Below are 22,085 nucleotides of genomic sequence, written 5' to 3' on the forward strand. Positions count from 1 at the left end.
GGCTGGTGAGGGTTCAGGGCTCGCCCGGCATCGAGGTGTCGACGCGTCGGCCGTCGACGGTGACGACGGCAGCGCGCCAGAAGCTCACGAGGTCCTTGACCGGCAGCGCGTCGTGGAGCGGGTCGGGGTAGAACCAGGCGACATCGGGGGCGCCGTCGGCGCTGAGGTAGGACGCGACGCCCTTGTAGGCGCAGACGGTGTGGGTCTGCGACGGCGTCAGCAGGTCGAGGCGCACGTCCTCGCGCGGGAGGTACCAGCGCACGGGCAGGCTCGTCTCGACGAGCATCGTCGGCCGTGACGACTCGGCGACGACGACCCCACCGACCTCGACGCGCACGTGGCGGTCGCTGCGCAGCACGTCGATCCGCTTGAACGGGTCGTGCGGGTGGCCCATGACCGGCTCCTCCTCCTCGAGCCACTCGAACGGCTGCCAGTGCAGCAGCACCCGGCCGCCGAGCGCCGGGTCGTCGGGCCGGAAGGCGACCTCGCCGTGACCGTCGAGGTGCAGCGAATGCCCCAGCACCGTGTGCCACTCGTTGTGGCGGGGCGCGAGGACCGGCGCGCGGATCTCGGGCACCGGCGCGGGGTCGTGCTCGGTCAGCGTCAGGTGCAGGTCGGCCGGCGGTACCGCGTACCAGGGCACGATGCGTCGGGGCTCGTAGACGAGGAGGGCGTCACGGGTGTCCATGACTGTCCGGCCGTCGAGGAGCGCGCGCAACCGCTTGGGGGTCGCGGCGTAGCGCAGCTCGCCGAGGTCGCGGAACCACTGCTGGTAGAGGTCGATGGCCATGCTCCGAGCATGCGCACCTCGCGGCGGGCACGACACGGGGTCAGGTCAGCCGGGCGGCAGGGTGAGGCCCGGACGCTCGTCGTCCCACGCGACGGCACTGATCCGCCAGCCCTCCGGCGTGCGGACGAGCTGCACCGACTTCATGCCGCGGCCCGCGGTCGGCTCGCCGTCGTGGATGCCCTCCTTGGCGTAGGCGCCGAACCAGGCCGCGACGTCGCCGAACACGTCGATGCGCCCGGTGAGCGACCACTCATGGAAGTCGACGAGCGAGCCGCCGGACAGGAGGGCCGCGCGAGGCGCGATGAACGACTCGACGTCGTACACGCCGAGGTCGAGGCCGCACGTGCGGACGACGACGGCCTGGGGCAGCAGGAGCGTGCGCAGCCGGTCGAGCCGCTGCAGGGACTCCGGTCCCGACCGGAACGCGTCGAGGAACGCGTCGACCACGGCGCGCACCGCTGCACGGTCGGCGGCGACGTCGAAGACCGGATCTGCCTGCTGGCCACGGGTGTTCACGCCCGAACGCTAGCGGTCCTCGGCGCGGGTCACGCCAGTTCGACCTGCAGGTCCTTGCCGAGGATCTCGCCGAGTCGGGTGGCCTCGTGCCGGATCGATGCGTCGGGGCGCTTGCCTCGGCCGCGCCAGGTGACCGTCAGCGCGTCCCCCTTGCGCGCCCACGTGCCGCGGACGACGCCGCCGACGACGAGCGGGTTGGCCTTGCGGGTCATGGCCTCCCGCAGGGGCGGCGGCACGACCTGCTCGTCCTTGGTGCCGACGCCCATGACCCACTGGTCGTGCCCGGGGAGGAAGCGCACGGCGTCGGACGGCGTTGCGGCGCAGAGCGACTCGACGTCCTCGCGCACGACGAATGCCGTCGTTCCGTCGACGTCGACGGCGGCCAGCGCGTCGCCGAGGCCGGCGATCCACCGGTCGAGCCGCTTGCGCCCGGCGCTCAGGCCGCTGCCGAGCCAGTGGTGGACGTGGTCGAGCGTCGCCGGGCCGTAGGTGCGCAGGTAGGCCGTGACGGCGCGCGGACCGGCGTCGCCGAGGTCGGGGACGCCGGCCCAGCGCGGGTTCGTGTCGAGGCGCTGGAACGTGTGCCTCCCGTCACGCGGGGGTCCGAAGCTCATGTCGCCCTGCCACGTCAGCGGCTTGACCAGCGTTCCGGCGCCCTCGGCGAAGACCGGCTCGAGGTGGCGGTAGGCCTTGCGTCGCGTGACGACCGCACCGATCTCACCGATCGTCAGCGGCCCGTCGGCGAGGGCGTCGCGGACGGCGGCCCGGAAGTCGGGCCAGTCGGACGGCGTGAGCCGGTAGTACTCCACCCAGCTCGGCAGCTCCCACTGCCGCCCGGCGGTTCGGATCGACAGGTAGATGCCGCCGTCCTCGGGGGAGAGGTAGTGCATCGACCCGCGGAACGCGAACGCCTTGATGACGGTGCCGTCGGCGACGGCCGTGGCGAGGTCGCCCGGACGTGCCGTCGTGCTCCGGACGCCGACGGCGAGGTCGGCGAGCGACTCGTCCATCGACAGCACGGCGCCGAGCCGGCGCACCACCTCGGCGGCCGACGCGGGCCCGACCGGGTCGAGCAGGTGCCGGTCCAGCCGCCAGCCGAGGGCCTGCGGCCACGTGAGGCCGGCCTCGGTCGATGCGACCGTCTTCGCTGTCATGCCGGCATGCTCGCACCGGCTCCGGACGAAAGGCGCCCGGAGGCCCGCCGCCTCGACGGACGAGTGCGGGCCCTAGCGGCGTCGGAGCTCGTGGAGCACGACCGGGCCGAGCGCACCGTCGTCGACGGTGGCCGTCATGTACGTGCAGAACGGCTGACGGCGTCGGTCGGTCGGCGAGCCGGGGTTGAGCAGCCGCAGCCCGCGCGGCGCCGTCGTGTCCGACGGGATGTGGCTGTGCCCGAAGACCAGGACGTCGAGGTCGGGGTAGGTCGCCTCGCAGCGCGCCTCCCGGCCCGACGCCGAGCCGGTCTCGTGGACGACGCCGAACCGCACCCCCTCGACCTCGAACGCGGCGTACTCGGGCAGGCGCTCGCGGAGCGCGCCGTGGTCGTTGTTGCCGACCACCCCGACGAGGCGCCGGGCCCGCGCCTCCAGCGCGTCGAGCGTCGCGACGTCGACCCAGTCGCCGGCGTGGACGACGAGGTCGGCGTCGTCGACGGCCTGCCACACCTCGGCTGGCAGCTCCCTGGCTCGCTTGGGCAGGTGGGTGTCAGCGAGGAGGAGCAGCCGGGTGGTCATGGGCCCAGTCAACCCCCAGCCACCCCCAGCCCATCCGGCCCACCCACGGGCGGCGACACGACGCAGACCTCGCACAGCCGACATCTCGGGAATCCGGCGACGGTTCGCCCGGTCGGCGGGAGCATGGAGGCATGTCCCGTCTTCGGACGGTGACGCGTCGCCTACCCCTGACGAGCGCCCTCGTCGTCATCGTCCTCACGCTGTCCGTCGTGACGCGGGCCCTGTGGGACCCGCTGCTCGAGCGACCCCTCAACGCCTCGATCACCTACGGTCTGCCGGCGCTCGAGGACGGCGCCTGGTGGACCGTCGTCGTCGGCGGGTTCTTCGCCGCGAAGCCCTACCAGTACGTGCCGATCCTCCTGGGGCTCATGCTCTTCGGCGGGTTCGCCGAATGGCGCCTCGGCACCCGACGCGCCGCGGTCGCCCTCCTGGCCTGCCACGTCGTGGCCGTCCTCGGCGCGGCCGGCATCCTCTGGCTGACCGCCGGCCACGGCTACGCCTGGACGACGACGCTCGCGATCGTTCGCGACGCCGGTCCGTCGGCCGGCTTCCTCGGGGCCGCGGCGGCCGCGTCGGTCACGCTGACGCCACCGTGGCGCGGCCGCGCGCGGGCCCTGCTCGTCGCCTACGTCGTGCTCTTCGTCATCCACATGGGATCGCTCGCCGACCTCGAGCACGTGCTCGGCGTCGGGTTCGGCCTGCTGCTCGGCCCCTACCTCGTGGGCCGGTCACCCTCCTTCAGCGTCCGGCAGCTGACCCGGCGCGACTTCCGGCTCCTCGCGTGCGCGTTCTTCGCCGTCGCCGCGGTCGAGGTGTTCCTGCACCCCTTCACCCACGCCGACGGGCCGTTCGCCGTAACGATGTCGGCGGCGGCGCGCGCGCAGGAGATCAGCGACCCCGACTTCTGGTTCGGGGTCGTGCAGATCGTCCTGTGGCTGTGGCTCGCCCGGTCGCTCTACAAGGGGCGGCGACGCGCGTGGCGCTGGGCCGTGGCCCTGCTCGTCGTCGTACTCGCCATCCAGGTCGCGAACTACGTGTGGATGATCGTCGTCGGCGAGCCGGGCCTGCTCGCGGCCGGCTGGGACATCTTCGGCAACAGCCTCGGCCTCGCCGTGCTCCTCGTCGGTCGGCACGCCTTCCGCAACCCGTCGCCGCGACGGGCCCGCCGCACGACGGGCAGCCTCGTCGCCCCGGCCGACGACGACCAGCGCTCCCGGGCCACGGCACTGCTCCGCGAGCAGGGCACCGTCAACCGGCTCGCCTGGATGACGACGTGGCCCGAGAACCGGTGGTTCGTGCCGCGGGACGTGCCCGGCTACGTCGCCTACCGCGTCCACGCCGGCGTCGCCATCGGCCTGTGCGACCCCGTGGCGGCCACCGAGGCCGAGCGCTCGAGGCTCCTCGGCAGCTTCGCCGACGCCGTCCACGCGCAGGGGCTCGTGCCGTGCCTCTTCACCGTGACCGAGGAGGCGTCGCGCCACGCGCAGGCCCAGGGCTGGCACTGCCTGCAGGTCGCCGAGGAGGCCTGCATCGACCTGCCGACGCTCGACTTCGTCGGCAAGGCGTGGCAGGACGTGCGGACCGCGCTCAACCAGGCCGCCAAGCTCGGAGTGCAGTTCCGGCTCGGGACCCTCTCCGCGATGCCGCGGGGCCTGCAGATGCAGGTCAAGGCGATCTCCTCGGACTGGGTCGAGGACAAGGGCCTGCCCGAGATGGGCTTCACCCTCGGCGGGGTCGACGAGGCGCTCGACCCGCATGTCCGGGTCGGCCTGGCCGTCGACGCCGACACGACCGTGCACGGCGTCACGTCGTGGATGCCCTTCCACCCCAGCGGTGGCGGCGAGCCGGCCGGCTGGACCCTCGACGTCATGCGACGCCTGCCGGGCGGGTTCCGGTACTCGATGGAGTTCCTCATCGCCTCGGCCTGCCTCGCCTTCAAGGACGAGGGCTGCGCCGTCGTGTCGCTCTCGGGCGCACCGCTCGCGCGCACCCTGCCCACCGCCGAGGACGACACCCTCGACCGGGGCACGCTCGACGCGTTCCTCGACCGGCTCGGTGCCTCGCTCGAGCCGTACTACGGCTTCCGGTCGCTGCACGCCTTCAAGGCGAAGTTCCAGCCGCGCACCGAGCCGCTCTACCTCGTCTTCCCCGACGAGGCCGCCCTGCCGCGGATCGGCCTGGCGCTGAGCCGGGCCTACCTGCCCGAGGCCGGGGTGCGCGACCTCGTGACGCTGGCCCGCTCGGGCCACCACTGACGCGTCGGGTGCCGGACGCGTCGGGCGCCTGACGCGTCGGGTGCCGGACGCGTCGTGCTGTCGGGCGTCAGCCGCGCGATGGGCGCCGCGCCCCTCCGAAACCCTGCCGCACCGAGACCCAGACGGCGCCGACGAGCAGCAGCGCCGCGAGCCCGACGAAAGCCGCGCTGAGGTCGACGACGCGGTGCGTGACCGTGACGTGCTTGGGGAGGTTGGCCAGCACCTTCGTCAGCCCCTCGGTGTCCTGCGCCGCGAAGTACTCGCCCCCGGTCGTCCTGGCGACCCCGCGCAGCGCCGCCTCGTCGACGACGAGGAAGTTGCGGCCACCGAGGTCGGGCGCGCGCGACCCGAACCCGCCGCCACTGACGTCGCGTCCGAAGCCCGGCCCGGGCAGCCCGCCGTACTGGTCGAGGGTGCAGGCCAGGCGCGTCGGGTTCCGGGTGCCGAACCCGATGGGGTACACCCGGACGCCACGCTCCGCCGCCTGCTCGGCCGCCTCGGCCGGCGTGACCCCGCGCGTGTTCGCGCCGTCGGTGAGCAGCACGACGATCTCCGGCGCCGGCGGCACCCGCGTCGGTCCCCCCGACCCGTCCGGGCCGTCACCGGGCGACGACGGCGTGGGCGTCGGGGACGCGGGGGCCGGCGTGCCGGCACCGTCGGTCGACGGCTCGTCCACCGGATCGCTCGGCGGCACGTTCGGGTCGAGCTCGGCGATGGCGTCGACCGAGCGGAGGATCGCCGCGCCGATCGTCGTGCCGCGGCCGGTCGTCACGCCGTCGATCGCCTCGAGCAGGGCGTCACGGTCGTCGGTCGGCGCCACCGCGAGCTGCGCGAACCCGGAGAAGACGACGAGGCCGATCTTGGTCGCGTCGTCCTGGTGCTGCACGAAGTCGCGCACCGCCGCCTGGGCCGCGCTGAGCCGGTTCGGTGTCACGTCGGTCGCGCACATCGACCCGGACACGTCCAGGGCGAGGATGATCGTCGAGCTCGACGCCGAGACGTCGGCCTCGACCGTCGGGCGGGCGCTGCCCACCCCGAGCACCGCGAGGGCGCCGAGCAGGAGCGCCACGGGCACGTGCCGACGCCACGTCCGACGCGTCGCGCCCGCCGCCCGCAGCAGCGCGACGTCCGGGAAGCGCACGGCCTGCCGGCGCCGACGCCGCAGCTGCCACGCGTACGCCCCGAGCAGCACGGGCACGGCGAGCAGGAGGAGCAGCAGCAGCGGCTGGCCGAAGGACACCTAGACCACCCGCCCCTGGCGCAGCACCGTGACGCTCGCCCCCGCGAGCAGGAGCAGCGCGGCCACCCCGGCGACGAGCGAGGTGATCTCGTGGGGGACCGACCGCGTCGTCCACTGCAGCTGGATCGAGTCGTACACGGCCGCAAGGGTGGCCGCGTCCGACGCGCGTCGGTACGTGCCACCCGTGGTGTCGGCGATCTTTCGCAGCGCCGACTCGTCGAGCGCCGTCGCGATGCTGAACCCGTCCACCTCGATGACGGTGCCGGCGGGGGTCCCCAGCCCCACCGGGTCGATCCGCACCCCGGCCGCGGAAGCGTAGTCGGCGAGGGCCTGCGGGTCGGAGCCCGACGTGTTCTCGCCGTCGGTGAGCAGGACGATCGCGGTGCCGCCGTAGTAGCCGACGGGCGTCTCGTCGGTGGCGCCGTTCTCGGTGTCGGACGGCGCGTGGACCGGCCGGCCGGCGATGGCGCTGAGGCCGGCGAGGATGCCACCGGCCAGCGACGTGTCGCTCTGGGGCTTGAGGCGGGCGATGGCGGCGAGCACCGCCGTCCGGTCGTCGGTGGGGCGCTGGGTCACGACGCCGTTGCTGCCGAACGCGACGACGGCGATGCGGACGCTGGGCGGCTGCTTCGCGACGAACCCGCGCGCCGCCGCCTTCGCCGCCTCGAGACGCGTCGGCTTGAGGTCGGCGGCGGCCATGCTGTTCGACACGTCGAAGGCGAGCACGACCGTGCCCTCCCGGTGCGGTTCGGCGACGGCCGCGACGGGACGGGTCAGCGCGACGACGAGCAGCGCCAGGGCGGCCAGCAGCAGGGTTGGGCCGAGGTGGCGGAGCAGGTCGCGCCGCTCCACGAGGACGAGGCCGTCGGCAGCCATGGCGCGCACGCGGGCCGCCCGACCCGCCAGGAGCCGGCGGTAGGCGACGACGAGCACCGGCAGGACCGCGAGCCCCACCAGCATCCACGGCCAGGTCAGCGTCATCGTCGGAGCGCCCCGATCCGGCGGCGCCGCAGGGCCGCGACGCGCACGAGCGCACGGACGAGGTCCTCGTCGGTCGACACGTGGTGCAGGTCAGCCCCGGCCCGACGCGTCAGCCGTTCCAGCTCGGCCCGGCGCTCGTCGGCCACCTGCCGCACCCGGGCCCGGAACGCCGCGTCGTCGGTGTCGACGACGATCTGCTCGCCGGTCTCGGGGTCCTCGACGTAGAGCGTGCCGACGCTCGGCAGGTCGTGCTCGCGGGGGTCGCTGACGCGCAGCGCGACGACGTCGTGGCGCCGGGCGAGGCGCCCGAGCTCGGCGTCCCAGCCCGGCGAGCTGACGAAGTCGCTGACGACGACGACCACCCCGCGCCGACGCGCGAGCCCGGCCACCGCCCGCAGGCCGGCGCCGAGGTCGGTGACGCCGGGCGGCTCGGGACGCGCTGCCGCACCCCGGCGAGTCGGCGCTCGCCAGCGGCGCCGGCGTCCCGAGTCGGTGGCGGAGGTCGCGGCGGATGGTGTGGTGGAGGAGATGGCGGCGTCGGAGGCGTCGTGCGCCTCCCGGCGCGCGAGCAGGGCCCGGGCGATCCGCAGCACCTGGGTGCGCCCCGACCCGGGCGGCACGACCGCCTCGACGCCCGCGTCGATCACGACGGCCCCGACGCGGCTGCCCCCGCGCGTCAGCAGGTGGGCGAGCGTCGTGGCCACCTCGGCCACGACGAGGTCCTTGTTGCGGTCGGCCGGACCGAAGCCCATCGAGCGCGACGCGTCGAGGAGCAGCCACGCCGTCACCTCGCGGTCCTCGACGTACTCGCGCACCCACGGCTCGTCGAGGCGCGCCGTGACGTTCCACTCCACGTGCCTGAGGTCGTCACCCGGCTCGTACTCGCGCAGGTCGGTGAAGTCGAGGCCCGAGCCCTTGAAGAGGCTGCGGTAGTCGCCCTGGAGCAGGCCGTCGAGGCGGCGCACGACGCGCCACTCGAGCCGGCGGAGCAGTCGCTCCGGCGTCAGGGCTGGGGCTGCGCCCATGACGAGTCCTCCGCGCCACCGGTGGGGACGCTGGTGCCCGTGGGCCGTTCACGGACGGGCACGGCCGGCACCGGGACCGCTGCCACGATCGGCGCGAGCACCTGGTCGGCCGACAGGTCCTCGGCGAGTGCCTCGTACGACAGGACGACCCGGTGGCGCAGCACGTCGTGCGCGAGCTCGTGCACGTCTGACGGCAGGGCGAAGTCGCGCCCGCGCAGGAAGGCCAGCGCCCGTGCCGCGAGCACGAGGTTGATCGACGCGCGGGGGCTCGCCCCGTAGGTGACGAGCCGCGACAGGTCGTCTCGCCCGACCGAGGCCGGGTTGCGCGTCGCAGACGCGAGCCGCACGGCGTACTCGATGACGGCGGGGTCGACGTACACCGCGTCGACCTCGTGCTGGAAGCGGCGCAGCACGTCCGGGTCGAGGACCTGCGCCGTCTTCGCCGCCGCCGCGATCTGCCGTTCCACGACGACGAACTCCTCTGCGGCGGAGGGGTACCCGATGAGGACCTTGAGCATGAAGCGGTCCACCTGCGCCTCGGGCAGCTGGTAGGTGCCCTCGGACTCGATCGGGTTCTGGGTGGCCATGACGAGGAACGGGTCGGGCGCCGGGTAGGTCTGGCGACCGATCGTCACCTGGCGCTCCTGCATGACCTCGAGCAGGGCGCTCTGCACCTTCGCCGGCGCGCGGTTGACCTCGTCGGCGAGCACGAGGTTGGCGAAGACCGGCCCGAGCGACACCTGGAACTCGCCGTCGCGCTGGTTCCAGATCCGGGTGCCGACGAGGTCGGCCGGCACGAGGTCGGGGGTGAACTGGATGCGCTGGAACTCCCCGCCGACGGTGGCGGCGAGGGTCTTGATCGCCATCGTCTTGGCGAGGCCCGGCACGCCCTCGACGAGCAGGTGGCCGCGCGCGAGCAGTGCCACGACCATCCGCTCGAGCAGCACGTCCTGCCCGACGATGGTCCGCTTGACCTCGTAGAGCGCCTGCTCGAGGAGCCGGTGGTCGGCTGCGGTGTCGGGCGCTGCGTCGGGCGCTGCGTCGGGCGCTGCGTCGGGCGCCGTGCCGGTCGCCGAGTCGGGCTCGGAGGCGGGGCGGTTCTCGTCGTCCATGCTGTCTCCTGGTCTCGTCGGGCTGGTCTCGTCGGGCTGGTCAGTGGGGCGGGCTCCCGGCGGCGCTGCCGGCTGTCGCGATGGGCACGGCGAAGCCGATGCCGACGAACAGCGCCTGGTCGGTGGGGTTCGCCAGGCCCGTGACGATGCCGACGACGTGCCCCGCCGTGTCGAGCAGCGGTCCACCCGAGTTGCCGGGGTTGACGGCGGCGTCGAACTGGATGAGGTGCTGCAGGTGCCGCCCGTCCGGCACGGTGACCGTGCGGTCGAGCGCCGACACGACGCCGGCCGACAGCGAGTCGGTGAGCCCGAGCGGGTGTCCCACGGCGAAGACCGGCGCCCCCACCTGCACACCGCCGCCGAGGACGGCCGGCACGACGGTGCCCGGCAGCCGCGTCGGCACCAGGGTGGCGATGTCGTTCTCCGGCTGGCTCTTCAGCACCCGGGCGGGTGAGCTCGTGCCGTCGGCGAACTGCACGGTGATGGTGCCGGCCCCGGCGATGACGTGGTTGGCCGTCAGCACCGTGCCGGCGTCGTTGACGACGACACCGGCGCCGGTGCCCTCCTCGGTGCCCGTCGACGTCGTCGTCCGCGTCGAGACGACGACGAGCGAGGGCTCGATCGCGCGGTGGGCCCTGGTGGCGTCTGCGGGCGCGGCGGCCTGCTCCTCGCTGTAGGCCTGGAGCCCGCGCTGGACGCTCGCGTCGACGTCGCGCTGGGTCAGGGCGGGCGGTTCAGGGGGCCGCGTCAGCGCGAAGGTGAGTCCCGCGCCCGCGATGAGCAGCACGACGAGCACCGCGACCCAGACGCGTCGGGGCACGTCGCGCAACCGGGCGAGGCGGCGCGTCGACCCGGGTGGCGGGTCGGGGTCCGCCGGCGGGGGGCCCGGGGGCGGGGCCATGAGCGGCGACGCGTACGGGGCCATGAGCGGGGACGAGTGCGGCGACGTGGGCGGGGATCCGCGCTGCGGCGCGACGCCGGGCGTGGACGCCGACGGCGCGGCACCGAGGGAGCCGGCCGGATGCACCTTCGGCGGATCGGTGACCCGTGCCACCTCTCGACTCTACGTTCCGCAGCCGCGACCGTGCAGGCGTCTGTCCACGGTTCACAGGGTCCGTCCGTTCACCGGTCTCCGGGCGCCGCGCGGGGGTAGACAGGACCTGTGCCCCCACCGCCAGCGGTCCCCGACCCGCCCGACGCGGGGCAGCGGTGGCGGCCGGGCCGCGACGATCCCGCCGGGGAGCTGCTGCGCTGGTGGCTGGACGAGCAGGTGCGTGCGGTCCGCGCCGCCGAGGGGCCGGGTGGCGGGGCGCCGGACGTCCACGACCTCCGGGTCGCGATGCGTCGGGCCCGCAGCGCACTGGCGACGTTCCGCCCCCTCGTCGACGCGTCCCGCACCGAGCCGCTGCGCGCAGAGCTGCAATGGGCGGCGTCCGAGCTGGGCCGGGTGCGTGACGCCGAGGTCGTCCTCGAACGCGTGGCCGCCCATGCGCCGGCTGCTGCGGGCATCGACGGCGCCGAGCTCGCCCGTCGGGGGCACCGGGCCCTGACGCGAGCCCTCGAGCAGGACCTCGAGAGCCGCCGCCCCCACGTGCTGGAGGTGCTGGCCTCGCGGCGGTACCGTTCGGCCCTCGCCGGACTCGAGGCCCTCGCCGCCGACCCGCCCCTCACGGCGCGGGCCGCCGACCCGGCCCGACGCGTCGCCCGTCGCCGGATCCGCCAGGAGGGCGCCCGCTTCGACCGTCTCGCCCGGGAGGCGCTCGCCGAACCCGACACGGACGGCCGCGCCGCCCTGCTGCACGACGCGCGCAAGGCGGCCAAGCGCCTGCGCTACGCGGCCGAGGCCGCCGCACCGGTCACCGGTCGTCGCGTCGTGCGCATCGCCGAGGCCGCCGAGCACGTCCAGGAGGTCCTCGGCGAACACCACGACACCGTCGCCACGAGGGTCGCCGTCGCCGAGGTGGCCCGGGCCGGCGATGTCGCGACGGCCTTCGCCGTCGGCCGCGTCCACTCCCTCGAGGAGGCCGAGGCGCTGCGTCTGGAGGCGGTGGCCGAGGTCGCGGTCCGGCGCCTCCACCGCCGATCCGGGGTCTGAGGCACGCGCCGACGCCTATTCTCGGAGCGCAGCCCTCGCACCGGACGCAGGAGGCAGCCATGGACGAGCCCGTCGGTCGCCGGAGAGTCCTCCTCGACCGCTTCGACCTCGTGCTGCTGTTCGTCCTCGTCGCGATCGTCACGCAGTCGCTCGTCGACGTGCGCTTCTCCTACACCGGCCGGTTCATCACCCACGCGGTCACTGGTGCGGCGCTCGTCGTCGCGACCCGCGCCTCCGGGGCGTCACGCCGCATGTGCCGGATCATGGACTGGTTCGTCGGTCTCAGCGTCGTCGGCAACCTCGTCATCATCCTCTTCGAGGCCGTCCCGGGGGCCGCGCGGCCTCCGGCGGCGATCCAGCCCGACGCGTTCTGGTGCCTCGCCGCCTTCGTGACGCCGGTCCTCTGCGCGGGCCGCCTCGTGTGGCACCAGCGGGTGACCCTCCAGACCGTCCTCGGCGCCGTCGCCGCCTACCTGCAGCTCGCGGTCGCGTACTCGCTGCTCTTCCAGACGATCGACGCGTGGACTCCCGACGTGCACTACTTCGGCGAGAACGTCTCCTCGACCGTCTACATGTACTTCAGCCTCACGACGATCGCGACGCTCGGCTATGGCGACTTCGTTCCGGTCACCGAGGTCGGGCGCCTCGCCGCCATGTCCGAGGCGGTCATCGGGCAGGTCTACCTCGTGACCTTCGTGGCGATGGTCGTGTCGCGCTTCGCCGCCGAGGCCCCGGGCAGCAACCGACGCCGGCGGCGCTGGTTGTCGGAGGAGCCGCAGCCCGACGAGACACGTGCAGGCGAGGAGGAGGCCCGCGAGCCGCGGGCCGGCGAGCGGCTGCGCGGGGGACAGTCGGGTGAGGGCCGGCCGGGCGAGGGCCAGCCGGATGACGAGCGGCCGGGCGGCGCGCCCTAGCATCGCGACATGCCGACCGAGAACCCGCCGCACCCACCCCATCCGGGGCGCGCCTCCCGGGTCGTGCGTGACGCCACGGCCGCCGACGCCGCCGACTGTGCGCGCATCTACCGGCCCTACGTCCTCGACACGGCCGTCACCTTCGAGCTCGAGCCGCCGGCCGAGGCAGAGGTGGCGGCCCGGATCGAGGCCGCCGTCGCGACGCACGCCTGGCTCGTCCTCGAGGACGGCGGCGAGGTCGTCGGCTACGCCTACGGCGGGCCGTTCAAGGCCCGTCCGGCCTACCGCTGGTCCTGCGAGGTGTCGGTGTACCTCGACCCCGCGAGCCACAGGACCGGTGCCGGCCGGGCCCTCTACACGGCACTGATCGAGCGGCTCACCGAGCGCGGCTACCGGATGGCGGCGGCCGGCATCGCCCAGCCGAACGAGGCGAGCAACCGGCTCCACGCGTCCTTCGGGTTCGAGCCGGTCGGTACCTACCGCAGGGTCGGCTGGAAGAACGGTGCGTGGCACGACGTCGCCTGGGTGCAGCGGTTCCTCGGCGAGCCGCACGTCGGCCCCGAACCGCCGCCCGAGCCGCGCTGAGCCCATCGGCCTGCAGACCAGGCCGGACCGCCCGGGTGGCGGCCTCGGACATGCAGAGAGGGCGGGGACGACACGAAGTCGTCCCCGCCCTCTCTCGCGGGCGCACCGGTCAGGTCACGGCGCGTAGATGTACTTCATCCCCGCCTTGTCGGTGACGGTGCGGGTGTTGTAGTTGTACGGGCCGGCCATCGCGTTCATCTCGATGATGGTGACCTGGTCGCCGTTGACGGCCGTGACCCAGGCGACGTGCCCGACGCTGCCCGAGCCGTTGACGCCGGGCTGCATGACGACGATCGAGCGGGTGCGCGGCGTGCCGCTGACGGTGTAGCCGGCGGAAGCGGCGCCCGAGGCCCACTCCATGGCGTTGCCGGTCCAGCCGCCGGGGTAGTAGCCCTCGGACTGGTACCACTTGTTGAGGGCGCCCCACGTGCACTGGCCAGCGGTGGCCCAGTTGTGCGACGAGCGCATGCCCGACGACGCGCTCGGGACCGAGCCGTTGCTGTTCGACTTGACCGAGACGGTGCTGCTCAGCAGGGACTGACGCGAGGCCTCGCGGGAGGCCCGCTCGGCAGCGGCCTTGCGGTCGACGGCGGCCTGGCGGGCCTTCTCGACGACGACGTCCTCGATGACGGCCGGCTTGGCCTTGGCGGTGCGCTGCGCGACGGCCTGCTGCACCTGCGGCTGGAAGCCGATCTTCGACAGGGCCGTCGAGGGGGCTGCGGCTCGCGTGGCGGCCGGGCCGACGACGGCGGGGGAGCCGAGAGCGGTGACGGCACCGTTGGCGGCCTTGGCCTCGTCGGCGCTGGCCGGACCCGCGAAGGTGGCGAGGATGCCGCCGGTGGCCGCGACGATGGCGGCGCCCTTCATGGCCGGCTGAGCCGACTCACGGGCGAGAAGCTTGAGTTCGTTGAGGGGATTGTGGCGTCCTGGCGCACGGTGGCGCCCGCGGATGATCTCAGTCATGTACCTCTCCGCGCCTACGAAGTTAGCTGTCGGGTTCGGGCGGAAAGGTGCCCGGCTCCCTCCCGTGCCGTGTGTCGTGCTCGGCCCGGATGGGTACTTCACCCCAAGGACGTCCGGAGTCGTGGTGCCGGACGCCCGGAGAAACGTGTGGTTCCTCCGCTCCTGTCACAAGGTCTGATCTCACGTTCAAGGCGGTGACAGGACTAGGCGGTCCACCTCGTACGCGCCCGGCCAGGGGGGCCGGACTCCCGGAACTGTAGACGACTCAACCGGGCAATGTCACGCCGAGGTAACGGGGGCGCGTCGGATTCGTCCTTGAATGAGTGCATGGGCGGCCTTTACCTGGCCTTTACCGTGGCCTGATTGTGACGCAGGTCACACTGGGGTGTGGCCATTCTGCCTTCACGGGGTCATGACGTCCGGTAAAAGCCGGCGTCGCGGGTGTGTCGTGCGGGAACGGCTCGCGGCAGCCCTCGTCTGGCTAGGGTCGACGCGTGTTCGACGACAGCTCGCACGTGCTCGCCCGCTCCCGCCGTGTGCTCGCCGAGCACGTCCTTCCTGCGGTACACCGCGACCGGACGCCCCTCGCGGTGTCGGCCTGGCACGCGCCGGGCGAGCCGGTGCCGGTCGCCGAGGCGCTGGCGGCGCCGCACGAGCCGGTCGGGCCGGGCACGCCCTGGGGTGAGCCGTGGTCGACGTGGTGGTTCGAGATCACCGGGGCAGTGCCCGACGCGTTCGCCGGGCAGTGCGTCGAGGTGGTCGTCGACCTCGGGTTCCGCGGCGAGGGGCCCGGCTTCCAGGCCGAGGGCCTGCTCCACGACGCCGCCGGCACGCCGCTCAAGGGCATCCACCCGATGAACCGCTGGTACCGCGTCAGCCCCGACGCCGCCGGCGGCGAGCCGATCCACCTGCACCTCGAGGCCGCCGGCAACCCGGCCGTCATGGAGCACGGCTTCCGGCCCACCGGGCTCGGCGACCTCGCGACGGCCGGCGACGACCCGCGCTACGTCCTCGGCCGCATCGACGTCGCCGTGTTCGAGCCGGAGGTCTTCGGCCTCGCCATGGACCTCGACGTCCTCGTCGACCTCGCCGGCGAGCTGCCCGAGCGCGACGCCCGACGCCTCGAGGTGACCGCCGCGCTCGACGACGCCCTGGCGGTCCTCGACGTCCACGACGTGCGCGGCACGGCCGTGGCGGCCCGGGCCGCGCTCGCCGAGGTCCTCGCGGCGCCGGCCGCGACGAGCGCCCAGCGCCTCACCGCGGTCGGCCACGCCCACATCGACTCCGCGTGGCTGTGGCCGGTGCGCGAGACCGTGCGCAAGTGCGCGCGCACCTTCGCCAACGTCACGGCCCTCGCCGCCGACTACCCCGAGCTGGTCTTCGCCTGCTCGTCGGCGCAGCAGTACGCGTGGACCAAGGATCACCAGCCGGCCATCTGGCAGCGCATCCTCGACGCCGTCGAGGCCGGCACGTGGGAGCCGGTCGGCGGCCAGTGGGTCGAGGCCGACGGCGTCATGCCGAGCGGTGAGTCGCTCGTGCGCCAGCTGCTCCACGGCCAGCGGTTCTTCGAGCGCGAGCTGGGCCGACGCTGCGCCGGCGTCTGGCTGCCCGACTCCTTCGGCTACGCGGCGGCCTACCCGCAGATCGCGCGGCTCGGGGGCGCCGAGTGGTTCCTGACCCAGAAGCTGAGCTGGAACGACACGAACACCTTCCCGCACCACACCTTCTGGTGGGAGGGCATCGACGGGTCGCGCATCCTGACGCACTTCCCGCCGGCCGACACCTACGAGAGCAAGCTCGGCGGCGCGGACGTCCACCGCTCCGGTCGCCAGCACCTCGAGAAGGGCCGGTCCCGGCGGGCGCTCATCCCGTTCGGCTTCGGCGACGGCGGCGGTGGTCCCGAGCGCGAGATGCTCGAACGGGCCCGCCGGCTCCGCTCGCTCGAGGGCTCGCCCGCCGTCGACGTCGGCACGGCGTCCTCGTTCTTCGACGCCGTCCGCGAGGAGTACGCCGACCGCGCCCCGACGTGGGCCGGCGAGCTCTACCTCGAGCTGCACCGCGGCACCCTGACGAGCCAGCGCGCCATGAAGGCCGGCAACCGCGGCTGCGAGGCACTCCTGCGCCAGGCCGAGCTGGCGTGGACGCTCGTCGCCCTCCGCGGCCTCGGCGAGTGGCCGGCCGAGCGGCTGCGCCTCGTGTGGGAACGCCTGCTGCTCCTGCAGTTCCACGACATCCTGCCCGGCAGCGCCATCGGATGGGTGCACCGCGAGGCCCGCGAGGACTTCACGCGGTTGACGGCCGAGCTGCGCGCGCTCGTCGCAGAGGCCCTCGACCTGCTCGCGGGCGAGGACGCCCGTCGCCCCGGGCTGCTCAACGCCGGGCCGCTGCCGCGTCGGGAGGTCGTCGAGGTCGTCGGGGCTGGTCGCGACGGTGGCGAGGTCGCACTCGTCGAGGTGCCCGCGCTCTCCGTCGGCGGCCGACGCGTCGAGCCCGAGCGCCCCGTGGAGGTCGACGGTCTCACCGTCACCAACGGGCTCGTGTCGGTCACCGTCGCGCCCGACGGCTCGATCGAGCGCCTCCTCGACGTGCGCCACGGCGGCCGCGACGCGCTCCCGCCCGGAGCCCGCGCCGCCGAGCTGCGCCTTCACCCCGACGTGCCGGCGATGTGGGACGCCTGGGACATCGACAAGCCGCACGCCCGAACGTGGACGTCCCCCGACGTCACGCCCGACGTCACGCCCGACGCGTCGCGCGGGGACGGCGCGCACGCCGCCCGTGTCGTCGAGGCGGGACCGCTGCGCGTCGTCGTCGAGGCCCGCGGACGCGTCGGGCAGTCGACGTACGTGCAGCGCACGACCGTCACGGCCGACTCGCCGCGCGTCGACGTCGAGGTGCGCGTCGACTGGCGCGAGAGCGAGCGGGCCCTCGCCGCCTACGTGCCCGTCCCGGTCCTCGCGCCGCACAGCACCGCCGACATCCAGTTCGGCCACCTGCGCCGGCCGACGCACGAGAACACGTCGTGGGAGGCCGCGCGGCACGAGATGGTCGCGCACCGCTGGCTGCACGTCGGCGAGGAGGGCTGGGGCCTGGCCGTCGTCAACGAGTCGACGTACGGGCACGCGGTGCGCCGCGGCGTCGACGCGTCGGGCGAGCCGGTTACGACGGTGCGCCTGACGCTGCTGCGCTCGCCGTCGTTCCCCGACCCCGACACCGATGCCTCTGAGGTCGTCGGCGAGCACGTCGTGCGGTTCGGGATCGTGCCCGGTGCCGACGTCGCCGAGGCTGTCGCGCACGGGTACTCGATGCACCTGCCGCTGCTCGGCGCCCCGCCCGAGGGGTCGGGGAGTGACCCCGCGTCGGTGAGGCCCCTTGTGGCGGTGGACGACCCGGGGTGTGTCGTCGAGGCGGTCAAGCTCGCCGAGGACGGCAGCGGCGACGTCGTCGTCCGGCTCTACGAGGCCACCGGCGGCCGCCGGGACGTGACGCTCGTGCCGGGCTTCCCGGTCCAGCGCGTCGTCGAGACCGACCTGCTCGAGGAGCCGGGATCGGCCGCGCTCGCGGGCCGCGAGGCGCTCGTGGTCGTCGAGGACGCCATCGAGACCGGCACCAGCACCGGCACTCCCGCCGATGCGATCCGCCTGCGACTGCGGCCGTTCCGGATCGTCACGCTGCGCCTGACGCCCCGACGCTGACCACTGACCGGGCGGGGCACTGGTCGGCCCGTGGTCAGCCGGACTGCGACTGCTCCTCGCGCTCGCGCTCGGCGGCACGTTTCACGCAGAGCCGCGCGATGGTCGCGACGAGGTCGAGCGGCACCGGTTTCGTGATCGGGAAACGCACGGTGTCCTTGGCCCGACGGAACGGCCGGATGGCGTCTTCGAAGGCGGCGTCGCCGGTGGGCACGGGATACATACCGACGTGGTTCTTCCACCCGGCGAAATAGAGCAGCGGCTTGCCCTCGAGGATGAAGGTGGCCATGCCGTAGCTGATCTTCTCGCGGGCGTCGGGCACCGCCGTGCGGATCGCCGTTCGCACCCTCGCGAGCTGAGTCCGCGTCTCCTCGGGATAGGAGGCGATGTAGTCATCGACGGACGCGAATCTCGGGGCCAAGCCTGGTCCTCACTCAGTATCCGGACCGGTTGTCGGGAGGGATGTCTGCGACTTTATGTGCCGAATGGGGTGACTGCAAAGTAAGAGGGCATTTCGTGTCCAAACTCCAGCAAAACGACAAATACGTGAACGTCCGGTGACATCACGTGAATCGCCTTGTCACAGGGCCCTCCCCGGGCCTCACGGCTCGAGCAGCACCTTGACGGCGCGGCGCTCGTCCATGGCGCGGTAGCCCTCGGCGACCTCGTCGAGCGGGAGGGTCAGGTCGAAGACCTTGCCCGGGTCGATGCGGCCGGACAGGACCCGCGCCATGAGGTCGGGCAGGTACCGGCGCACCGGGGCGATGCCGCCGGCCAGGCCGATGTTGCGGACGAACATCCGGCGCAGGGGCAGCTCGACCCCGTGCGGCACGCCGACGAAGCCGACGGTCGAGCCGGCGCGTGCGACGTGGAAGGCGGTGTCCATCGACTGGTGGGTGCCGACGCACTCGAGCACGGCGTCGGCGCCGATGCCGCCGGTGAGGTCCATGACGGCGGCCACGGCGTCGTCGCCGCGCTCGGCCACGACGTGGGTGGCACCGAACTCACGGGCGAGGGCCTGGCGCGGCTCGTGGCGCGACATCGCGACGATCCGCTCGGCGCCGAGCTGCTCGGCGGCGATGACGCCACAGAGGCCGACCGCGCCGTCACCGACCACGACGACCGTCGAGCCCGGCGTCACCCCGGCCGCGACGGCCGCGTGCCAGCCCGTGGCCATGACGTCGGACAGCGCGAGCAGCGAAGGCACGAAACGCTCGTCGGGCATCCCGTCGGTCTTGACGAGGCTGCCGTCGGCCTGGGTGACGCGGGTCAGCTCGGCCTGGCCGCTCGCGGTGCCGTCGGCGTTCGGGCACGCGGACTGGACGCCGGCCAGGCAGTCGGGGCACGTGTTGTCGCAGTGGCAGAACGGGATGACGACGAAGTCGCCGGGCCTGAAGTCCTTGACCTCCGAGCCCACCTCCTCGACGACGCCGACGGCCTCGTGGCCGATCGTCGCGCCCTCACGGATCGGGTTCTCGCCGCGGTAGGGCCACAGGTCGGAGCCGCAGATGCACCCGGCCGTGACGCGCACGATGGCGTCGGTCGGTGCCTCGATGGTCGGGTCGGGCACCTCGGAGAGTCGGATGTCGCCGGGGCCGTGGATCGTCGTCGCGCGCATGGCCCCCATCCTTCCAAGTCAGCCGCGCGAGCGCAGACGCAGGTTCGGCAGGCCAGGTGCGGGCAGGGTGTGCTCCCACGCGTCGGGGAAGGTGCCATAGCGGGTCGACGCGTCGGGCGTCGCACCTTCGGCGGCGGCCTCGCGCTCGCGCTGCCACTGCTCCCGGAAGCCGACGATCTCCTCGTGGCTGCGGCCGATGAAGTTCCACCACATGACGACCTGCTCGCCGAACGGGGCGCCGCCGAGCACGAGCAGGCGCGTGTCCTCGTCGCCGGCCGTCAGGGTGACCGCCTTCGTGCCCGTCGGCACGAAGACGACCTCGCCGGGCTTGGCCATGGCAGTCTCGACCGTGAGCATCCCTGTGTCGCAGAGGAACCCGTGCTCAAAAGATCCGTCCAGCTCGACGTCCACGGAGCGCCCGGCGGGCACGGTCACCTCGGCCCCGACGAGTGGCGAGTGCATCGACACCGGCGACGTGTCCCCGAACAGCGACCCGAGGAAGACGAGGACACGGCAGCCGTCGACCTCGGTGACCGGGGGCGCGTAGTGCTCGAATCCCGGCGCCGTGAACCGGCTCGCCTCGGGCAGCGCCACCCACAGCTGCGCCCCGTGCAGGGTCGTCGTGCTCGGTGTCGAGTACTCGGAGTGGGCGATGCCGTTGCCGGCGGTCATGATGTTGAGCTCGCCGGGACGCACGAACGCGTGGACGCCGGTGGTGTCGCGGTGCTCGACCTCGCCCGAGAAGAGCCACGACACCGTCTGCAGGCCGGTGTGCGGGTGGCCCGGCACGACCATGCCGCCGGTGGCCGACACGTCGTCGGGGCCGTAGTGGTCGACGAAGCACCACGCCCCGATGAGCGAGCGCTCGCGCTGCGGCAGGCTCCGCCGCACCGGCATCGCCCGAGGGCCGCCGAGCGGCACGTCGCGGTAGGGGAGCACGACGGGGCCGGTGCCGGCGACGGAACCCGCGTCGGCGTCGCGGTGCTCGCAGGTGACCTCGGCTGGGGAGCGGTCCGGGTTGCTCACCGGATCAGGCTAAGGCGACGTTGCTACGTTGCCCACCATGACCGAGCCGGCCCGACCCGACGCCCCCACCCCGCCGGTGACCGGCACCCGGCCGGCGCTGCGGTGGTCGGCCTGGCGGGTGGTCTGGTGGTTCGGGTTCGTCAGCCTCGCCGCCGACATGGTCTACGAGGGTGCCCGCTCGATGTACGGGCCGCTGCTCGCCTCGCTCGGCGCGGGGGCGGTCGTCGTCGGGTTCGTCACCGGCGCGGGTGAGGCCATGGCGCTCGTGCTGCGGCTCGTCTTCGGCCCGCTCGCCGACCGCACCGGCCGCTACTGGGCGCTGACCATCGTCGGCTACGGGCTCACCGCCGTCTGCGTGCCGCTGCTCGCCGTCACCCCGTTCGTCGGTGGTGCGGGGCTCGCCCTCGCCTCGTTGCTCATCCTCCTCGAGCGGGCCGGCAAGGCCGTGCGCAGCCCGTCGAAGTCGGCCCTGCTCGCCCACGTCGCGACGGCGGTGGGGCGCGGACGCGGTTTCGGCGTCCACAAGGCCCTCGACCAGGTCGGCGCCTTCGCCGGGCCGCTCCTCGTCGCGGCGGTCGTCGCGGCCGCGGGCACGATCTGGCCCGGCATGCTCGTGCTCGCGATCCCCGGCGTCGTCGCCATGGTCCTGCTCGCGATCATCCGCGCCCGCGTGCCCGACCCCGCCGCCTACGACCCCCAGCCCACCCAGCCCGCCGAGACCACCGAGCGCGCCGGGCCCACCGAGCCCACCGACGCGTCCATGCCCGACGCGTCAGCAGCCGGCGTCGTGCAGCCCGCGGAAACCGCTGTCGCCGAGTCGGGTCCGGCTCGGCGAGGGATGGTCGCAGGGGTGCGCGGCTGGTTCGCCGACGCCGTCGGGGCCGGTCTGCCGCACTCGTTCTTCCGGTACGCGCTCGCGGCCGGCCTGACCACGGCGGGGCTCGTGACCTTCGGCCTCATCGGCTACCACCTGACCGTCGGCGGCCTCGTCCCGGTGGCCACGGTGCCGATCGTGTACGCCGGCGCGATGGGCGTCGAGGCGCTCGCGGCGCTCGTCGTCGGCGTCGCCTACGACCGGTTCGGCGGAGCGGTGCTCTTCGCGGTGCCGGTGCTCGTCGCGCTGGTGCCGCCCCTCGCGCTGACCGGGTCGCTCGCCCTCGTGCTCGTCGGCGTGGCCGTGTGGGGCCTGGCCTACGGCGTGCAGGACTCGACGGTCAAGGCGCTCGTCGCCGAGGTCGTCGAAGCGCCGAGGCGGGCCACGGCCTACGGCGTCTTCGCCGGCGTGCAGGGTGCGTTCGCCGTCGTCGGCGGTCTCGTGTCCGGCTGGCTCTACGACCGGTCGCTGCCCTGGCTCGTCGCCGTCGTCGCGGTCAGCCAGCTCGTCGCCCTCGTCCTGCTCGTCCGCACCGTCCGCGGCGTCGGCCGCCTCCACGCGGGAGTCCCGCCCACCTCTTGATCGAGTGAGCACTCAGTCACACCCGTCACGTGACGGGTGGGACTGAGTGCTCACTCGATGAGGAGAGGGGCAAGGTTTGTGGGGCTG

The 22,085-nt window shown here is 73.8% G+C and carries 19 protein-coding genes and 1 riboswitch; of the genes, 6 read left to right on the plus strand and 13 right to left on the minus strand.

Annotation, left to right across the window (positions count from 1 at the left end; all coding sequences use genetic code 11):
* Positions 1 to 13: 13 nt before the first annotated feature.
* The 4 genes from RY076_RS01785 to RY076_RS01800 all read right to left on the minus strand — a co-directional run bounded on the left by RY076_RS01785 (position 14) and on the right by RY076_RS01800 (position 3,039).
* Complete coding sequence (locus tag RY076_RS01785; protein ID WP_323095689.1) at positions 14 to 790, minus strand: DUF427 domain-containing protein; 777 nt, start codon at positions 788 to 790, stop codon at positions 14 to 16.
* A 45-nt stretch (positions 791 to 835) separates the two neighbouring features.
* On the minus strand, positions 836 to 1,306 hold the full coding sequence (locus RY076_RS01790) for a DUF4440 domain-containing protein (RefSeq protein ID WP_323095690.1): 471 nt from the start codon (positions 1,304 to 1,306) through the stop codon (positions 836 to 838).
* Positions 1,307 to 1,335: 29 nt separating this feature from the next.
* On the minus strand, positions 1,336 to 2,460 hold the full coding sequence (locus RY076_RS01795; protein ID WP_323095691.1) for a DNA glycosylase AlkZ-like family protein: 1,125 nt from the start codon (positions 2,458 to 2,460) through the stop codon (positions 1,336 to 1,338).
* A gap of 72 nt (positions 2,461 to 2,532) precedes the next feature.
* A complete protein-coding gene (locus RY076_RS01800; RefSeq protein ID WP_323095692.1) occupies positions 2,533 to 3,039 on the minus strand; it encodes a metallophosphoesterase family protein in 507 nt (168 codons plus the stop codon).
* A gap of 131 nt (positions 3,040 to 3,170) precedes the next feature.
* Here RY076_RS01800 and RY076_RS01805 point away from each other — a divergent pair, with 131 nt between their 5' ends.
* Positions 3,171 to 5,294, plus strand: a complete 2,124-nt coding sequence (locus tag RY076_RS01805; RefSeq protein WP_323095694.1) for a bifunctional lysylphosphatidylglycerol flippase/synthetase MprF — start codon at positions 3,171 to 3,173, stop codon at positions 5,292 to 5,294.
* Between the two features lie 67 nt (positions 5,295 to 5,361).
* On the opposite strand, the gene RY076_RS01810 is transcribed toward RY076_RS01805, so the two are convergent.
* The 5 genes from RY076_RS01810 to RY076_RS01830 are packed head-to-tail and all read right to left on the minus strand — an operon-like array spanning position 5,362 to position 10,706.
* On the minus strand, positions 5,362 to 6,534 hold the full coding sequence (locus RY076_RS01810) for a VWA domain-containing protein (protein ID WP_323095695.1): 1,173 nt from the start codon (positions 6,532 to 6,534) through the stop codon (positions 5,362 to 5,364).
* Complete coding sequence (locus RY076_RS01815) at positions 6,535 to 7,515, minus strand: vWA domain-containing protein (RefSeq protein ID WP_323095696.1); 981 nt, start codon at positions 7,513 to 7,515, stop codon at positions 6,535 to 6,537.
* Positions 7,512 to 8,540 (minus strand): DUF58 domain-containing protein, encoded by a 1,029-nt coding sequence (locus RY076_RS01820; protein ID WP_323095697.1) that lies wholly within the window; start codon positions 8,538 to 8,540, stop codon positions 7,512 to 7,514. Before RY076_RS01820 ends, RY076_RS01815 begins: the two co-directional genes overlap by 4 nt.
* Positions 8,519 to 9,652 (minus strand): AAA family ATPase, encoded by a 1,134-nt coding sequence (locus tag RY076_RS01825; RefSeq protein WP_323095698.1) that lies wholly within the window; start codon positions 9,650 to 9,652, stop codon positions 8,519 to 8,521. The genes RY076_RS01820 and RY076_RS01825 overlap by 22 nt, the downstream gene beginning before the upstream one ends.
* A 40-nt stretch (positions 9,653 to 9,692) precedes the next feature.
* Complete coding sequence (locus RY076_RS01830; protein ID WP_323095699.1) at positions 9,693 to 10,706, minus strand: S1C family serine protease; 1,014 nt, start codon at positions 10,704 to 10,706, stop codon at positions 9,693 to 9,695.
* 108 nt (positions 10,707 to 10,814) lie between these two features.
* On the opposite strand from RY076_RS01830, the gene RY076_RS01835 reads away from it, so the two are divergent.
* From RY076_RS01835 to RY076_RS01845, 3 genes are read left to right on the plus strand one after another with little or no spacing between them, the layout of a single operon-like run.
* The gene (locus tag RY076_RS01835) at positions 10,815 to 11,747 is read left to right on the plus strand and encodes a CHAD domain-containing protein (RefSeq protein ID WP_323095700.1); all 933 of its coding nucleotides are present in this window, start codon (positions 10,815 to 10,817) and stop codon (positions 11,745 to 11,747) included.
* 59 nt (positions 11,748 to 11,806) lie between these two features.
* On the plus strand, positions 11,807 to 12,661 hold the full coding sequence (locus tag RY076_RS01840; RefSeq protein ID WP_323095701.1) for a potassium channel family protein: 855 nt from the start codon (positions 11,807 to 11,809) through the stop codon (positions 12,659 to 12,661).
* 9 nt (positions 12,662 to 12,670) lie between these two features.
* On the plus strand, positions 12,671 to 13,246 hold the full coding sequence (locus RY076_RS01845) for a GNAT family N-acetyltransferase (RefSeq protein WP_323095702.1): 576 nt from the start codon (positions 12,671 to 12,673) through the stop codon (positions 13,244 to 13,246).
* A gap of 114 nt (positions 13,247 to 13,360) precedes the next feature.
* Here the strand turns inward: RY076_RS01845 and RY076_RS01850 are convergent, their stop codons facing one another.
* Entirely contained in the window at positions 13,361 to 14,113 is a 753-nt protein-coding gene (locus RY076_RS01850) for a CHAP domain-containing protein (protein WP_323095703.1), read from the minus strand.
* A 95-nt stretch (positions 14,114 to 14,208) separates the two neighbouring features.
* Positions 14,209 to 14,413, minus strand: a riboswitch (cyclic di-AMP (ydaO/yuaA leader).
* A 290-nt stretch (positions 14,414 to 14,703) separates the two neighbouring features.
* Here RY076_RS01850 and RY076_RS01855 point away from each other — a divergent pair.
* Positions 14,704 to 17,901, plus strand: a complete 3,198-nt coding sequence (locus RY076_RS01855) for an alpha-mannosidase (RefSeq protein ID WP_323095704.1) — start codon at positions 14,704 to 14,706, stop codon at positions 17,899 to 17,901.
* A 34-nt stretch (positions 17,902 to 17,935) separates the two neighbouring features.
* Here the strand turns inward: RY076_RS01855 and RY076_RS01860 are convergent, their stop codons facing one another.
* The 3 genes from RY076_RS01860 to RY076_RS01870 form a co-directional block, all read right to left on the minus strand.
* Complete coding sequence (locus tag RY076_RS01860; protein WP_323095705.1) at positions 17,936 to 18,319, minus strand: iron chaperone; 384 nt, start codon at positions 18,317 to 18,319, stop codon at positions 17,936 to 17,938.
* Positions 18,320 to 18,499: 180 nt separating this feature from the next.
* Positions 18,500 to 19,516, minus strand: a complete 1,017-nt coding sequence (locus tag RY076_RS01865) for a zinc-dependent alcohol dehydrogenase family protein (RefSeq protein ID WP_323095707.1) — start codon at positions 19,514 to 19,516, stop codon at positions 18,500 to 18,502.
* An 18-nt stretch (positions 19,517 to 19,534) separates the two neighbouring features.
* The gene (locus RY076_RS01870) at positions 19,535 to 20,542 is read right to left on the minus strand and encodes a pirin family protein (protein WP_323095708.1); all 1,008 of its coding nucleotides are present in this window, start codon (positions 20,540 to 20,542) and stop codon (positions 19,535 to 19,537) included.
* A gap of 37 nt (positions 20,543 to 20,579) precedes the next feature.
* Between RY076_RS01870 and RY076_RS01875 the strand changes: the two genes are divergently transcribed.
* Positions 20,580 to 21,998 carry an MFS transporter gene (locus tag RY076_RS01875; protein ID WP_323095709.1) on the plus strand — a complete coding sequence of 473 codons (1,419 nt, stop codon included), beginning with the start codon at positions 20,580 to 20,582 and terminating at the stop codon, positions 21,996 to 21,998.
* Positions 21,999 to 22,085 lie beyond the last annotated feature (87 nt).

It is taken from the genome of Intrasporangium zincisolvens (assembly GCF_034724055.1).
GTDB lineage: Bacteria > Actinomycetota > Actinomycetes > Actinomycetales > Dermatophilaceae > Monashia > Monashia zincisolvens.

Coding starts and splice junctions, on each gene's coding strand:
- RY076_RS01795 (WP_323095691.1), bottom strand. CDS start 2,460: ATGACAGCGAAGACGGTCGCATCGACCGAGGCCGGCCTCACGTGGCCG.
- RY076_RS01840 (WP_323095701.1), top strand. CDS start 11,807: ATGGACGAGCCCGTCGGTCGCCGGAGAGTCCTCCTCGACCGCTTCGAC.
- RY076_RS01875 (WP_323095709.1), top strand. CDS start 20,580: ATGACCGAGCCGGCCCGACCCGACGCCCCCACCCCGCCGGTGACCGGC.
- RY076_RS01785 (WP_323095689.1), bottom strand. CDS start 790: ATGGCCATCGACCTCTACCAGCAGTGGTTCCGCGACCTCGGCGAGCTG.
- RY076_RS01865 (WP_323095707.1), bottom strand. CDS start 19,516: ATGCGCGCGACGACGATCCACGGCCCCGGCGACATCCGACTCTCCGAG.
- RY076_RS01820 (WP_323095697.1), bottom strand. CDS start 8,540: ATGGGCGCAGCCCCAGCCCTGACGCCGGAGCGACTGCTCCGCCGGCTC.
- RY076_RS01850 (WP_323095703.1), bottom strand. CDS start 14,113: ATGAAGGGCGCCGCCATCGTCGCGGCCACCGGCGGCATCCTCGCCACC.
- RY076_RS01815 (WP_323095696.1), bottom strand. CDS start 7,515: ATGACGCTGACCTGGCCGTGGATGCTGGTGGGGCTCGCGGTCCTGCCG.
- RY076_RS01800 (WP_323095692.1), bottom strand. CDS start 3,039: ATGACCACCCGGCTGCTCCTCCTCGCTGACACCCACCTGCCCAAGCGA.
- RY076_RS01825 (WP_323095698.1), bottom strand. CDS start 9,652: ATGGACGACGAGAACCGCCCCGCCTCCGAGCCCGACTCGGCGACCGGC.
- RY076_RS01805 (WP_323095694.1), top strand. CDS start 3,171: ATGTCCCGTCTTCGGACGGTGACGCGTCGCCTACCCCTGACGAGCGCC.
- RY076_RS01845 (WP_323095702.1), top strand. CDS start 12,671: ATGCCGACCGAGAACCCGCCGCACCCACCCCATCCGGGGCGCGCCTCC.